Here is a 15,082-nt window from a genome sequence, read left to right as displayed (position 1 = left end):
TGGATTATGCATAATTCATCGGTGGAGTTTTGCGAAGAATTATTAGAGTAAACTGGGGTAGTCGTTACACCGGGAACTGCTTTTGGAAAGTTAGGTGAGAAGTACATTCGTATGGCACTTGTCAAACCAGCCGAGAAACTGACAGAAATAGCAAAACTAATCGGAAGTATGTGAAATTAGAAAAATGCTGTTGTAGTAAGAGTGATGAACTCTTACTACAACAGCATTTTTATTTCCCGGAAAATAACGGTGAACGTTTTTCTTTAAATGCAGTAAGTCCTTCTTGATAGTCTTTTGTCTGCATACAAATGGTTTGCAGAGCGCCCTCTTTACTCAATAGAGTATTTAAAGATAAATCAGCGGATTCATTTAGCGTTTGTTTTATCATTGCTAAAGCGATTGGTGCTGATTCTTTTAGCTTTTTGGCAAAGGCGTAAGTTTCATCTGCAAGAGCATTATCTTCAGAAATATGGTTAATTAGCCCGAGTTGATTCGCTGTTTCTACATTGATTAAATCTGCAGTAAACATCAATTCTTTTGCTTTATGTAGGCCGATAACTCTTGGTAATAAGTACATGCCGCCGCAATCCGGCACAAGTCCCACCTTAGCGAAGCTCTGGGCAAAGCGTGCGGATTTTGCCGCATAAATAATATCACAGGCAAGGGCAAGATTAAAGCCGGCACCAGCAGCTACACCGTTTACCATTGCGATGACAGGCTTTTGAATTGCTTGGATTTGCTTGACGAGCTTACCAACCTTAGTGATAAATTCTTTTGCTTTGATTGGTGCGGTTAATGTAGACAGGTGCGCTAAATCACCGCCGGCACAAAAGGCGCGTCCATTCCCCGTGAGGATAATCGCACGGCTTTCATCTTGGCTTGCCCTAGTTAAGCAATGCCTAAGACTGTCGACGAGTTCTTCATTCATTGCATTCAGTGATTTAGGTCTGTTTAATGTAATTGTTGCAATCTCATCTTCTAATGCGTATAATACAGTTTCATTTTCCATATATTCCCCTCCGAATCTTCTTTAGTTTATTCTAGCACAATTTTTCTTTTTCAGCTATTTTTCATTTTTGCGGTTTATAGTGGTAGCAGTAGATTTAGAAAATAGGTGATTTTGTGGAAAGAAAAAATTTAGATGTGATAATTATATTGATCGTGGCTGGATTTATTATGTTATTTAAATTAGGGGCAGTCCCACTTTTAGATCCTGATGAACCAGTGTATATACAAACGGCACTAGAGATGCTAAATCATAATGATTTTATTTCCCCAAGAATATATGGGGATTTTTGGTATGATAAGCCGCCAATGTATTATTGGTTGATTGCATTGGCGGTAAAATTTTTTGGAGCAACCGAACTTTCGGCGCGTTTACCGTCAGCGGTATTGGCAATTGCTGGAGCTATGCTCGTTTACTACTATGGTAATCGTTTATTTGATCGCAGGTCAGCGCTATATGGAGCTTTGATATTAGTAACGAGTTTTGAATATTTTTATCTGGGGAAAGCTGCGGTTACGGATATTACCTTAAGTTGTTTTTTTAGCGGAGTAATATTTGCTTATCTTAGCAAACAATATAGATTAATGTATGTATTTATGGGGTTATCGGTATTAACCAAAGGTCCAGTAGGCATTGTTTTGCCACTTGCAATTATTTTGTTGCACTTAATCGCAACAAAGAATTGGATAGAAATTTTTAATTTAAAAATTTTTCAAGGTGGTATAATATTTTTGTTAATTACTGTTCCATGGTATGGAATGATGTATAATTTACATGGAATGGATTTTATTGAAACTTTTTTAGGCTTTCATAATGTTACGCGATTTTTATCACCAGAGCATGAATCAGGGCAGATCTGGTATTATTATCTTCCTGTTCTTTGTATAGGATTTTTCCCTTGGGTCAGTTACTTACTGCCAGCTCTTTATGAAGGGTGGAGGGAGAAAAACAAAGAAAAGGGGAAAAATATTTTAGCTTTGATGATATGGCTTAGTATTGTTTTTGTATTTTTCAGTGTTTCACAGACAAAATTAATTTCTTATATTCTACCAATGTATCCACCAATGGCATTATTGACAGGCTGGTATATGAATCGCTGTATTAAAGAATTTCGAATAAAAACATTAAATTTCGCTGGAGCAGGGATGATGTTGATTAGTCTCTTAATTTTTATTGTATTGGAAATAACGGCCGAATATAAATTAGGAATCCAAATTAACGGGATAAAATATCTGGGCGTTCTTTTTGTGGGAATGGTTAGTTGGGTGTTTTTGAGTAATTTTGTAAAGAATAGACGATGTTATTTATTGGGGATTGTTGTTGGAATGATGGGGTTTGTTGTTATTTTAATGAATTGCATTTTTCCAGCCATTACTGATTTTGTATCAGTAAAACCGACTGCTGAGGTTTTTAATGAAGTATATGTTAATCAATCTACACCTGTATATGTTGAAAAGTTTTACCGACCAGGTTTTTGTTATTATACGGGAGTTGCCGGACGGGAATTAAAAACAGATTTACAGGCGGCAGTGAAAGGGGAAAAAGAAGCGTACTTTTTAGTTCGAGAAAAGAATTTTGATCAATTGTCAATAAAGGAAAAAGAAAATTTAATGATTATTAATAAACAAAAAGATGTGTTATTACTCTATAAAGTCCAAAGTGGGTGAGTTTATGCGAATTTTATTAGCTGAAGATGATATGAAATTAGGTAAATTAATTCAATATATGTTACAGCAAAAAGGACATTTCGTTGATTGGGTAACATCGGGAGACATGGCATATGAATATGCCATGTTTGATCCTTACGATATCATTATATTGGACTGGATGATGCCGGTTGAAAGTGGGATAGATGCTTGTAAAAGATTGCGAGAAAATGGTTGTGAAAGTTCAATTCTAATGTTAACGGCGCGTGATTCGATTGAAGATCGAGTGGTGGGACTTGATGGAGGAGCGGATGATTATTTAGTAAAGCCGTTTGAATTTGAAGAATTATTTGCAAGAATTCGTGCTCTAGCAAGGCGGACTAATTTAAAAATACAAAAGGAAACAATTGTTTTTGGAGAGTTTACTCTAGATAGAACACAAAAACTAGTAAAAAGATGGGATAGCGTGATCCAATTATCACCACGTGAATTTCAGATTCTCGATTTGCTTGTTCAAAATAAAGGAATCGTAATATCGCGTGATCGGATTATTGAACGAGTATGGGGAATTGAAGGTGAAGTTAATTCTAATATTATTGAGTCTTATATAAAATTGTTAAGAAGAAAAATGGGGCTTGATGAAGCTGGAACTATGATTAAAACGATTCGTGGGATTGGATATAAATTGGAGGAATAGCTACGTGTTTAATGAAATTCACCGCAAATTAAGTCTATATTATACTGCGATTATGGCGATGTTTTTTATCGTATTAGTTTTTTGTGTACATGAGAGTATGATATGGTCAATCACGAATGAGCAAGAGCATGAAGTCTTGTTGTACGCGCAGGAAGAAGCTGTTGAACATGCAATATTTTTTCAACATAATGAGTTTTTTATGGACGAAGATGAAGACAACAACAATCGTCGTTTGTTTTTTTATGCCTATGACAATAGTGGGCAGTTATTTAATGCACTGAATCCGGCCGAGGAGATAAAAGCACAGATATTGGATAAAATTAATCATTGGCAAGATGGTACTGGAAAAATTACGACATTAAAGTTTGATGATGAATATAAAATCATGATGTCAGCGCTTCCGATTATGGTAAATGGTGAAAAAGTGGGAATGATTTATGTTGGACGCGATGTAACGACGTATTATAAAGGGATGCGTAAAGCCACAACAATTATAATCGTTGTATCAATTATCGCCCTTATTATTGCGGCAATCGCTGGTCATGTCATGGCTAAAAAAGCAATGGTGCCGATAAAACTGGCATATGATAAACAGCGACAATTTACTGCGGATGCTTCCCATGAGCTTAGGACTCCATTAAGTGTAATTATGTCTTCAGTCGAGGTGATCGAACAAGAGCAGACATTAAGCAAATCGCCCTTTATTGAACAAATTATCATGGATATGAAAGATGAAATTCGCAAAATGTCAAGGCTGGTTACGGATTTATTAACCCTGGCCAGGTCGGAGGGGCAAGGGTATAAATTAAACAAGACCGAGTTTTATTTAGGAGAAGTAATTGAGGAAACGATACGAAAACTCCGTTCTTTGGCAGGTGAGAAGTCCATAGAAGTTCGTTTTAATAATGAATTTGACATCAAAGTTTTTGCTGATTTAGAGCGAATAAAACAACTTATTTTAATCTTGCTTGATAATGCAATCAAATATACATTAGATGGAGGAAAAATTACGATTAAAGCGAGTTTGAATCGTTATGAAAATAATGTTTTTATTCAAGTTATCGATACTGGAATTGGAATATCCGAATCTGATCAAAATCATATTTTTGATCGATTCTATCGTGTGGATAAAGCTCGTTCGCGAGCGATAGGTGGAAGTGGCTTGGGATTATCTATTGCGAAATGGATTGTAACCATGCATAAGGGAGAAATAAAATTGATGAGTAAATTGGGAGAAGGAACTACATTTACTGTAGTTTTACCGAAAAGATGAAATACCGTAATGAATGTTTAATTTTTATTTCTTGTTTAATTTTTTATGGGATGTTTACTTGGAGTTTTCCAATTACAGATCCAGTCGAATCTAATTATGCGCTCACGGCTAAAGAGATGTTGTTAAGTCATGATTTTTTGTCTATGCGAATTTACGGTGAATATTGGTATGATAAGCCAATATTTACGTATTGGATGCTGATTTCTAGCTATAAAATATTTGGGCTAAATGAATTTGCCGCACGCTTTCCTATGATAGCTGCTAGCTCTTTAAGTGTTGCTTTTATGTATTGGTTTGTATGGTACAATGAAAAAAGCAAAACGATGGCTTTTTTGAGCGCATTCATATTAGCGACATCATTACAATTTTGGGTACTATCTAGAGTAATTGTTACAGATGCATTTTTATTTTTCTTTCATAATTCTGCACTAGGTCTATTTTATTTAGCGTGGAAAAAGGAAAGAGCAATTTATGGGATAATCGCTTATATTGCTTTAGGATTGGCAGTGCTGACGAAAGGTCCGATAGGGTTTTTATTACCAATGCTAACGTTATTTGCATATATTTTTATCACAAAGTCCTGGGGGATGTTTAAGTATTTATATGCATGGCAAGGTATTTTAGCCTTTGTTTTCGTAGGAATGCCATGGTATGTTTATATGTTTATCCATCATGGCTGGGATTTTATTGATAGCTTTATTGGTCTTCATAATATTGCAAGGGCTACAATATCAGAACATCCAGAAATGAATGTTTTTTATTACTATCTTTTAGTGTTACCGGTTGCTCTACTCCCTTGGACTGGTATATTTATCAGAACAATTTATGAGATAATCAAAAAAAGAAATCTAACCGATCGAAATTGGTTTTATCTTATTTGGTTGGTTCTACCTGTAGCTTTTTACACCTGTATGGCGACAAAATATTTAACTTATAGCTTTCCGGTTTTATTTCCAGCGGCTATTCTAAGTGCATATACATTAAATGAATTTTTGAAGAGGGACGATAAAAAGATTTGGCTATGGGTAATGATTCCAATGTTATTTTTGCTTCTTGGCATAGGTGTGGGGAATGCAAAAGCGATAAAGACAAATGAAGAATTTATTTATTTTGGCTGTGCTATATTTGCTTTATGGGGCGGGGCTTCAATTTTATTTGCCAGAGAACAAAGAAAAATTTTATGTAATATTGCTGTAAGTTTTATTTTAGGCTATCTTTTATTGGCTGGGATCATTTTACCCAATTACGCACAAATGAGGACTGCAAGACATTTGGCGGCGTTTATTCCACCAAATGCAATTGTAGAAAATATCGGAGATTATCAAACATCAGCTTTATTTTATTGGAATGGTGAAATAAAGTCGGTTATCTTACCAGATGAACATGTAGATACTGGAATTTGGTCAAGAAAATATTTATACCCTAGAGAGAAACTTGAAGATTTTATCGAAAGGACAAAAGAAGAAAAAGAAGTTTATTTAATTGTACACGAATATAGCTTGAGTAAATTTTCACAAATGCAGGTTGCCAAAGATTATTATCCTTTGGTTTCCAGCGAAAAAGGCACACTGTATAAGAAACGTTTATATTAGGGTGATGGATAATCATTATGCTTACCTTTGCTCAATTTATACGATGAGTTTCAAGGATAGAATTTAATAAAGATACTCCATAAAGAATTAACCAAGGAGACAGGGAATACAGATAGAAATGTTGAAATGAGTAAGTGGATATTTTTTAAGGTGAGGTGTTCATGATGAAGATTGTTGTGTTAGACGGATATGTACTCAATCCAGGGGATTTAAGTTGGAGTGGAATTGAAGCGTTAGGGGAATTAAAAGTTTATGATAGAACTACACCGGAAGAAACTTTAACGCGTATTGGTGATGCGGAGGCCATCTTCACTAATAAGACAGTTTTAACGAATGAAATACTAAAAGCGTGTCCAAAGTTAAAATTTGTCGGTGTTTTAGCTACAGGTTATAATGTGCTTGATGTAAATTATGCACGTAAACTAGGAATTACTGTTTGCAATGTGCCGGCCTATAGTACGATGTCGGTCGCGCAATTTACATTAGGGCTATTATTGGAGATTTGTCATAACATTGGCAGTCATAGCATTGGCGTTATGTCAGGCGAATGGACGAGAAGTAAGGATTTTTCTTATTGGAATACACCGCTTATCGAACTAGACGGAAAAACATTTGGGATTATTGGTTTTGGCAAAATTGGCAAATCTGTAGCAAAGATTGTTCAAACATTAGGAATGAAAGTGGTTGTTTATAGTCATTATCCAGACAAGAATTTAGAAAGTGATACGTTTAAATTTGTTTCGTTGGATGAGCTCTTTAGTGTTTCGGATGTGATTTCGCTTCATTGTCCACTATCTGAAAAGACGCAAGGGATTATCAATAAAGAAAATATTACCAAAATGAAAGATGGCGTGATTATTTTAAATACAGGACGTGGGGCTTTAGTTGTTGAACAGGACTTAGCTGATTCACTAAATACAGGTAAAGTTTATGGAGCGGCAGTAGATGTAATTGCTGTTGAACCAATGCAAAAAGATAATCCGTTGTTAAAGGCAAAAAACTGCATTATTACGCCGCACATTGCATGGGCACCTTTGGAAGCCCGCAGGAGATTAATGAACATAGCAACGGATAATTTAACAGGTTTTATTGCAAATGCGCCGATAAATGTAGTCAATTAGACAATATATCTGGAAAAGTTTTAAAGAATAACATCAAACGACTATTTACAATAATGATGAAAATGTTGTAATATAAATATGGTTATGGGGTTATGTCCTTTTAACGTGTATTTGGGTTAACAACGATTGCCGCTTATTTGGCATGAGTTTATTTATTTTGAGAGGAGAGCTAATATGATTTACTCGCATGAAGTAGAAGCAATGACTTGTGTAGCACGTGCTACAAATCATGGTGCAGCACCAATTCCGCAAGAAGGAAAATGGACAAAATCCAAAGAAATTAAAGATATCAATGGCTTAACACATGGTATCGGTTGGTGTGCGCCTCAACAAGGAGCTTGTAAATTAACACTTAACGTTAAAGATGGTATTATTCAAGAAGCTTTAGTAGAAACAATTGGTTGTTCCGGTATGACACATTCTGCCGCAATGGCTTCTGAAATTCTTCCTGGTAAAACTTTATTAGAAGCATTAAATACTGACCTTGTATGTGATGCAATTAACACAGCTATGCGTGAGTTATTCTTACAAATCGTTTACGGTAGAACACAAACTGCATTCTCGGAAGGCGGACTTCCAGTAGGTGCAGGTCTTGAAGATTTAGGTAAAGGTTTGCGCAGCCAAGTTGGTTCTACATATGGTACATTGGCAAAAGGCCCTCGTTATTTAGAATTAGCAGAAGGCTATATCTTAAAAATTGCTTTAGATGAAAATGATCAGATTATTGGTTATAAATTTGTTCATCTTGGGAAAATGATGGAAATGATTAAAAAAGGCATCGCTCCAGCTGAAGCTATGGAAAAAGCTACTGGTCAATATGGTAGATTTGATGATGCTGTAAAATATATCGATCCACGTCAAGAATAGTCAAAAATAGTTTAGAGAGGGGAATTTTTGGTATGGCAAAGTTTGAAGGTTATGAACGTCGTATTGATACAATCACAAAAGCTATGCAAGGTTTTGGGATTGCATCTCTTGAAGAAGCAGAAAAAATCTGTCTTGATAAAGGAATTAATGTTGCAGAAATCGTAAAAGGTATTCAACCAATCTGCTTTGAAAATGCATGTTGGGCATATACTTTAGGTGCTGCAATTGCAATTAAAAAAGGTTGCACAAAAGCTGCTGAAGCTGCAAAAGCTATCGGTGAAGGTTTACAAGCTTTCTGTATTCCTGGTTCCGTTGCTGATAATAGAAAAGTTGGTTTAGGTCATGGGAACTTAGCTTCCATGCTTTTAACTGAAGATACAAAATGTTTTGCTTTCTTAGCAGGTCATGAATCTTTTGCGGCTGCTGAAGGTGCAATTGGTCTAGCTAGAAGTGCAAATAAAGTAAGAAAAGATCCATTACGCGTTATTTTAAATGGTCTTGGTAAAGATGCTGCATTAGTAATTTCTCGTATCAATGGTTTTACTTATGTACAAACTGATTATGATTATTATACTGGCGAATTAAAAATTGTTAACGAAACTGCTTATTCTAATGGTGAAAGAGCAAAAGTTCGTTGCTATGGTGCAAACGATGTACAAGAAGGCGTTGCAATTATGCGTAGTGAAGGTGTAGATATTTCCATCACTGGTAACTCTACAAATCCTACTCGTTTCCAACATCCAGTAGCAGGTACATACAAAAAAGAATGTGTTGAAAATGGTAGAAAATACTTCTCCGTTGCTTCTGGTGGCGGTACTGGTAGAACGCTTCATCCAGATAACATGGCAGCAGGTCCTGCTTCCTATGGTATGACTGATACTTTAGGTAGAATGCATTCCGATGCACAATTTGCAGGCTCTTCTTCCGTACCAGCTCACGTAGAAATGATGGGGTTAATTGGTATGGGGAACAATCCAATGGTTGGCGCAAGTGTTGCTGTAGCAGTTGCAATTGAAGAAGCAAGTAAATAATATTAGTAGAGATAAGCGGTATTCACCCATGTGGTGGATACCGTTATTTTTTTATGTTATAATAGCTCATATTATAGTATTGTGAAGTGTATAGTGGAGGTTATGATGGAAAATTGTAAAAGAGCGGCAGAGAATGGAGACCAAGAAGCTCAATGCCAATTAGCTTATGCATATTACATGGGAAATGGAGTAAAAAAAGATTTAAAAGAATCATTAAATTGGTATGAGAAAGCTGCTATGCAAAATAGCCCTTTAGCATTATGTAAACTTGGTTATATGTATACTAAGGGTGAAGGTTGTAGAAAAGATTATGCAAAAGCGGCCGAGTATTATTTGAAAGCCGCCGAGTTAGGAGAACGAGTTGCGCAAAATAATTTAGCTGTTGCATATGAGTCTGCTAAAGGTGTGAAAAAAGATAACGACGAAGCAATTCGTTGGTATAAAGAATCAGCATCAAATGGTTATGTTTTAGCTGAATATAATTTAGCTGCATTATATGAAGATATGAAAAATTATACGGCGGCAGCGGATTGGTATATTAAAGCCGCGAATAATGGAAATGCAGCGGCACAAGATTCTTTAGGACGATTGTATGAATTCGGTGATGGTGTTGAACAAAATGATGAAGTTGCTATGCACTGGTATAGAATGGCTGCTAAACAAAATTATTTTGGTGCAAATGAAAATTATAAACGCGTTAGTTTTAAATTTACATCCAATGCATCTTCTGATTTTTTTGATAAATTTTTAAACTTTTTCCGTAAAAAAAAATAAAATAGTAAAAAAAGTAAATGGATTTGTGTAAAACTCCTATAATTTGCGAAAATAATTTCATTATCTTTTGGATAATTTTCGTGAATTTTGTAGGAGTTTTTATTCTTTTTGTTTAATTATAAGTACAAGAAAGAAATATATGAAATTAGGCTAATGAAGCAAAAATAGGATAAAAGTACCAGGTGGATTCTCATAAAGTGATTTAATTTATAGAATTTTTATAGGTGATTTTGGTGGAGGAAGATAAATGAAAAAAGTACTTATCGTGGATGATGCTGCATTTGTTCGATTAGCATTGCGAACAATGCTGGAAAAGAATGGATATCAAATTGCAGCTGAGGCGAATGATGGAAATATTGCTTTGCGAAAATATCAAGAGGTCAGACCAGATTTTGTTACATTAGATATTACAATGCCGAATATGGATGGAATTACTACTTTAAAAGAGTTGAGGAAGATAGATAAAGATGTTGTTGTGATTATGGTTTCTTCTATGGGACAAGAGGCCATGATTAAAGAGGCTGTTTTACAAGGGGCTAAATATTTTATTGTAAAACCATTTAAAGAAGATTTTGTTATTCAGACAATTGAAAAGATTGTAGGTAGATAATCATTCGTGCTGCAATTTTTTATAATGTAGAAAAAAATTTGTGCTTTATTTAGTTTTAGGATAAATATAATAACCATTGGATAGGTTGAAGGAGATGATAAAGTGGGAAATGTACATGAACCGATGATGGAGATGTTCATTTTTGAGACAAATCAGCTTTTAGAACAACTGGAACAATTGACTATTCAAAGTGAGAAAAATGGTGCATTTAACAATGATGAAGTCAATGAAGTCTTTCGTATTATGCATACGATTAAAGGATCATCGGCGATGATGTTAGTAAATGAGGTATCGAGTTTATCTCATGCGATTGAAGATATTTTTTATTACATACGCGAGAAAAATCCACCTAATATAGATTGTTCTGGTTTAACAGATATTATTTTATCAGCTGCTGATTTTATAAAGGGCGAGATTTCAAAAATTGAAGATGGGCATGATGCAGATGGAATTGCAGACAATTTAGTAGAAGAAACTAAATCTTTTTTAACAAATTTAAAGTCAATAAACGGAGATATATCTGAAAATTCAGAAAAGAAAAAATCTTCCCCAAAACAGCAATATTATATAGGGGCAGATAAAAATATAAAAAGTAATCAGGAATTAAATGTATTTGATGCTACTATATTTTTTGAATTAGATTGCGAAATGGAAAATATTAGAGGATATGCGGTGTTAAATGCATTACAGGATGTTGTAAGTGAAATTTATTATAAACCAGAAAATATTTTAGAAGATGATGATACGGTTTTGGCAATTCGTACAAATGGTTTTCAGATCTGTTTAACGACTGATAAGTCATATGAGGAAATTGAACAGATATTGAATCAGACTATATTTTTGAGAAAATTAGAATTAAAAAAGCTGGATAGTGTTCAGGAATGTGAATATTGGCCAAAAGAACAAAAAGTTGTAAAAGAAATTGTTATTGAGGACTTGCCAATAAAACCGATTCTTACAGAGAAATCTTTAAAACCTGAAAGCCACGAAGGGATCATTACACAAAGTATGATCAGTGTAAATGTTCGGAAATTGGATCATTTAATGGATTTAGTGGGAGAACTTGTAATTGCTGAAGCAATGGTGACACAAAATCCTGACTTAAAAGATCTTGAGTTGGAGAATTTTTATAAGGCGTCGAGGCAATTGAGAAAGATTAGTGCTGAGCTGCAAGATAGTGTGATGTCAATTCGTATGGTTCCTTTAAATGCTACCTTTCAGAAGATGAATCGTATTGTACGGGATATGTCGAAAAAGCTGGATAAAAAGGTAGAATTAGTTTTAGTCGGGGAAGATACGGAAGTTGATAAAAACGTTATAGAGCATATTTCCGATCCGTTGATGCACCTTATTCGGAACTCAATTGATCATGGCATTGAAATGCCGGAAGAGAGGAGTGCTGTAGGAAAGCCAATAAAAGGGAGAGTAACTCTTGAAGCGCAAAATGCCGGGAATGAAGTTATTATTAACATTATTGATGATGGTAGAGGCCTTAATCGTGAGAAAATTCTTGAGCGGGCAAGAAACAATGGCTTAATAACAAAAACGGAATCAGAGCTCACCGACAAAGAAATTTATTCTTTCATCTTTGCACCTGGTTTTTCTACGAAAGAAAAAGTGACAGAGTTTTCCGGTCGTGGTGTTGGGATGGATGTGGTTGTCCAGAATATTAAAGCGGTTGGTGGGAATATTTTACTGGATAGTATTCAAGGAAAAGGAAGTACTATTACATTAAAGATTCCATTAACTTTAGCAATTGTAGATGGAATGACTGTTGAAGTAGGAAAATCATCTTATACGATACCAATCATGTCAATTCGAGAATCGTTTAGACCAGCTAAAAAACAAATTTTAGTCGATACAAATGGTAATGAGCTTATTATGGTGCGAGGACAATGTTATCCAATTATACGATTACATAAATTTTATGATATTGAGACAAACGTTATTGATTTAACAAAAGGAATTATCGTTATGGTTGAATCTGAACATATGACAATGGCAATATTCGCTGATAATCTTGTAGGTGTTCAGCAAATTGTTGTTAAGCCGGTTCCTAACTATATAAAGAAAATATCTAATATGGCAGGAATTACTGGTTGTACATTACTAGGAGATGGCAGTATCAGCTTAATTTTAGATGCGATTGGTTTAAGTAATAAAATTTAAGAAAAAGGAGGAGGTATAAGATGGCGGAAAATATAGTTGAACAAATGATTGAAGAGGAAGATACACAAAAAGGAAAATTTCTTACATTTATTATTGGTAATGAATTTTATGGAATTGAAATTGCCGTTGTAACAGAAATTATTGGGATTCAACCAATTACCGAAATCCCAGAAGTTCCAGAATATGTACGCGGTATTGTTAATTTACGTGGTAAGATCATTCCTGTTATGGATATTCGATTAAGATTCAAAAAAGAATTTCGAGAATATAATGATCGAACGTGTATTATTGTTGTTGATGTTAGAGATATATCCATTGGTTTTATTGTGGATGGTGTATCAGAGGTTCTTTCAATTCCAGAAGAAAATATTGTTGAACCACCAGCCATTAAATCTTCACAAAATAAATACATCAAGGGTATTGGTAAAGTTGGTGAAGAGGTTAAATTGTTATTAGATTGTGATAAATTAATTGGAGATGATGATAAAGCTAGATTTACAGCATTGGAAGCTTAATTTACTTTTAGACATATATCAAAATTGAAATAAGTATATAATTTTAGAGGAGGCATAAAGATGGGATTTTTGAAGAATATGAAAATTGGAAGTAAAATTATGTGTGCATTGATTGGTGTCACAATTATTATGGCTTGCGTATGTATTTCTGGGATATATCAAATGGATAAGTTAGACGATGAATATAGTGAAATTTATAATAATTATGGTTTGGCAACAGGCGAAATCGCAAATATGGCGACGATTTTCAACCAGAGCCGCAGTGTTTTTCGTGATGTTTTTTTATACGATGATGCAAAATCAATTAATGAAAGCATTCATAACTTGCAAGAAGTTGATAAAAATTTAGAGCATGCTTATCAAATAGTTCTTTCAAAGGCACAATCGGAAGAAGCAAAAAAAGAACTAGGTGAATTTAAAAATAATTTAGAAAAATACAACTATTTCAGGGATCAGGCCATTCAAATGGCTTTGCAGAATAAAGATAAAGAAGCTTGGAGTTTTATGGTTAACAGTGGAGCAGTTGAGGCTTCAAATAAAATTAATACAGGTCTTGCATCTTTATATAATTTGGCAAAAGAAAATGGGATGAAGCAAAATACAGCTGCTAGTGAACGCGCACATCAAACGATGTATATGATGTGGATTGTTATGCTAGTTGTCACAATTGTAGCGATAGTTGCAGGGATATTATTAGCTCGTACAATAGCTAAACGATTAAATATATTGGTAGATGCATCTGAAAAAATTGCGAATGGGGATTTATCTACGCAACTAAAAATAAAAAATCTAGATGAGATTGGTTCTTTGGCAAAAGCTTTTGAAAAAATGCGGAATCATATGAATATTGCATTAGCTAATATTGATGTAGCTTCGGAACAGGTTGCTGCGGGAGCAAAGAATGTATCGGATGCCAGTATATCTTTATCACAAGGAGCGACAGAACAAGCAAGCTCGGTGGAAGAATTATCGTCGTCCTTGGAAGAAATTTCATCCCAAACAAAATTAAATGCAGAACATGCTGATGAAGCAAATAAACTTACGATAAATGCGCAAAAAAATGCAAAAATAGGTAATGAACATATGAAAGCTATGTTAACTTCTATGACGGAGATTAACGGTTCTTCAGCAAATATTTCAAAAATTATTAAAGTAATTGATGAAATTGCATTCCAGACAAATATTTTAGCATTAAATGCAGCGGTTGAAGCTGCACGGGCGGGGCAACATGGAAAGGGATTTGCTGTAGTTGCAGAAGAAGTAAGAAATCTAGCTGCGCGTTCGGCAAAAGCAGCAGAAGAAACTACGGAGATGATTGAAGGGTCTATTGTTAAAGTGAATGAGGGAACAAAAATCGCGAATAAAACAGCGGAAGCTCTTGATGTTATCGTAGAGGCAGTAACAGGTGTCGCTAGCCTTATCGACAATATAGCTCATGCCTCTAACGAACAAAGCATAGCACTTGAACAAATTAATCAGGGTGTACTTCAAGTTTCACAGGTTGTTCAGGCTAATTCGGCAACAGCAGAGGAATCGGCAGCGGCTAGTGAAGAACTTAGTGCACAAGCAAGCTTATTAAAAGACACCATTGGTGAATTTAAGTTTACAAAGAATAGTGTAAAGCAAAATTTTTATGAAGATAAAGTTGAGTTTGATGATAGGAAAAAATCATCATCTGAGATAAAATTAAATGGTAAAAAGAAAAGTGATATCAATCAAATTGCTTTAACTGATGATGAATTTGGAAAGTATTGATTACTAGGAATTATTTGCTCGCATTA

The 15,082-nt window shown here is 34.7% G+C and carries 13 protein-coding genes; 12 read left to right on the top strand and 1 reads right to left on the bottom strand.

Annotation, left to right across the window (positions count from 1 at the left end; genetic code table 11):
- Nucleotides 1–229: 229 nt before the first annotated feature.
- Nucleotides 230–1,009 (bottom strand): enoyl-CoA hydratase/isomerase family protein, encoded by a 780-nt coding sequence (locus P3F81_RS08360; RefSeq protein ID WP_147669757.1) that lies wholly within the window; start codon nt 1,007–1,009, stop codon nt 230–232.
- Between the two features lie 113 nt (nt 1,010–1,122).
- Here P3F81_RS08360 and P3F81_RS08355 point away from each other — a divergent pair, with 113 nt between their 5' ends.
- The 12 genes from P3F81_RS08355 (at nt 1,123) to P3F81_RS08300 (ending at nt 15,056) form a co-directional block, all read left to right on the top strand.
- Nucleotides 1,123–2,673, top strand: coding sequence for an ArnT family glycosyltransferase (locus P3F81_RS08355; RefSeq protein WP_147669758.1), 1,551 nt, complete (start codon nt 1,123–1,125; stop codon nt 2,671–2,673).
- A gap of 4 nt (nt 2,674–2,677) precedes the next feature.
- Nucleotides 2,678–3,349: a response regulator transcription factor gene (locus P3F81_RS08350; RefSeq protein ID WP_147669759.1), complete on the top strand. Its 672-nt coding sequence runs from the start codon at nt 2,678–2,680 to the stop codon at nt 3,347–3,349.
- 4 nt (nt 3,350–3,353) lie between these two features.
- Nucleotides 3,354–4,622: an ATP-binding protein gene (locus P3F81_RS08345; protein WP_147669760.1), complete on the top strand. Its 1,269-nt coding sequence runs from the start codon at nt 3,354–3,356 to the stop codon at nt 4,620–4,622.
- Nucleotides 4,619–6,214 (top strand): ArnT family glycosyltransferase, encoded by a 1,596-nt coding sequence (locus P3F81_RS08340; RefSeq protein ID WP_147669761.1) that lies wholly within the window; start codon nt 4,619–4,621, stop codon nt 6,212–6,214. The genes P3F81_RS08345 and P3F81_RS08340 overlap by 4 nt, the downstream gene beginning before the upstream one ends.
- A gap of 164 nt (nt 6,215–6,378) precedes the next feature.
- Nucleotides 6,379–7,335, top strand: coding sequence for a D-2-hydroxyacid dehydrogenase (locus P3F81_RS08335; protein WP_147669963.1), 957 nt, complete (start codon nt 6,379–6,381; stop codon nt 7,333–7,335).
- 174 nt (nt 7,336–7,509) lie between these two features.
- Complete coding sequence (locus P3F81_RS08330) at nt 7,510–8,202, top strand: iron-sulfur cluster assembly scaffold protein (RefSeq protein WP_147669762.1); 693 nt, start codon at nt 7,510–7,512, stop codon at nt 8,200–8,202.
- Nucleotides 8,203–8,234: 32 nt separating this feature from the next.
- Nucleotides 8,235–9,233 carry a GGGtGRT protein gene (locus P3F81_RS08325; protein ID WP_147669763.1) on the top strand — a complete coding sequence of 333 codons (999 nt, stop codon included), beginning with the start codon at nt 8,235–8,237 and terminating at the stop codon, nt 9,231–9,233.
- Between the two features lie 105 nt (nt 9,234–9,338).
- Nucleotides 9,339–10,007: a tetratricopeptide repeat protein gene (locus P3F81_RS08320; protein WP_309320300.1), complete on the top strand. Its 669-nt coding sequence runs from the start codon at nt 9,339–9,341 to the stop codon at nt 10,005–10,007.
- A 247-nt stretch (nt 10,008–10,254) separates the two neighbouring features.
- Nucleotides 10,255–10,617 carry a response regulator gene (locus P3F81_RS08315; protein ID WP_147669765.1) on the top strand — a complete coding sequence of 121 codons (363 nt, stop codon included), beginning with the start codon at nt 10,255–10,257 and terminating at the stop codon, nt 10,615–10,617.
- A gap of 102 nt (nt 10,618–10,719) precedes the next feature.
- Nucleotides 10,720–12,786 (top strand): chemotaxis protein CheA, encoded by a 2,067-nt coding sequence (locus P3F81_RS08310; RefSeq protein WP_309320298.1) that lies wholly within the window; start codon nt 10,720–10,722, stop codon nt 12,784–12,786.
- Nucleotides 12,787–12,806: 20 nt separating this feature from the next.
- Nucleotides 12,807–13,301 (top strand): chemotaxis protein CheW, encoded by a 495-nt coding sequence (locus tag P3F81_RS08305; protein WP_147669766.1) that lies wholly within the window; start codon nt 12,807–12,809, stop codon nt 13,299–13,301.
- 60 nt (nt 13,302–13,361) lie between these two features.
- Entirely contained in the window at nt 13,362–15,056 is a 1,695-nt protein-coding gene (locus P3F81_RS08300) for a methyl-accepting chemotaxis protein (protein WP_309320296.1), read from the top strand.
- Nucleotides 15,057–15,082 lie beyond the last annotated feature (26 nt).

The sequence above is a fragment of the Selenobaculum gibii genome (genome assembly GCF_030273445.1).
Taxonomy (GTDB): domain Bacteria; phylum Bacillota; class Negativicutes; order ICN-92133; family ICN-92133; genus Selenobaculum; species Selenobaculum gibii.
Note: the sequence above shows the minus strand (reverse complement) of the source record. Positions and strands in the feature narration are given on the sequence as shown.

Coding starts and splice junctions, on each gene's coding strand:
- P3F81_RS08360 (WP_147669757.1), bottom strand. CDS start 1,009: ATGGAAAATGAAACTGTATTATACGCATTAGAAGATGAGATTGCAACA.
- P3F81_RS08350 (WP_147669759.1), top strand. CDS start 2,678: ATGCGAATTTTATTAGCTGAAGATGATATGAAATTAGGTAAATTAATT.
- P3F81_RS08340 (WP_147669761.1), top strand. CDS start 4,619: ATGAAATACCGTAATGAATGTTTAATTTTTATTTCTTGTTTAATTTTT.
- P3F81_RS08335 (WP_147669963.1), top strand. CDS start 6,379: ATGAAGATTGTTGTGTTAGACGGATATGTACTCAATCCAGGGGATTTA.
- P3F81_RS08330 (WP_147669762.1), top strand. CDS start 7,510: ATGATTTACTCGCATGAAGTAGAAGCAATGACTTGTGTAGCACGTGCT.
- P3F81_RS08325 (WP_147669763.1), top strand. CDS start 8,235: ATGGCAAAGTTTGAAGGTTATGAACGTCGTATTGATACAATCACAAAA.
- P3F81_RS08320 (WP_309320300.1), top strand. CDS start 9,339: ATGGAAAATTGTAAAAGAGCGGCAGAGAATGGAGACCAAGAAGCTCAA.
- P3F81_RS08315 (WP_147669765.1), top strand. CDS start 10,255: ATGAAAAAAGTACTTATCGTGGATGATGCTGCATTTGTTCGATTAGCA.
- P3F81_RS08305 (WP_147669766.1), top strand. CDS start 12,807: ATGGCGGAAAATATAGTTGAACAAATGATTGAAGAGGAAGATACACAA.
- P3F81_RS08300 (WP_309320296.1), top strand. CDS start 13,362: ATGGGATTTTTGAAGAATATGAAAATTGGAAGTAAAATTATGTGTGCA.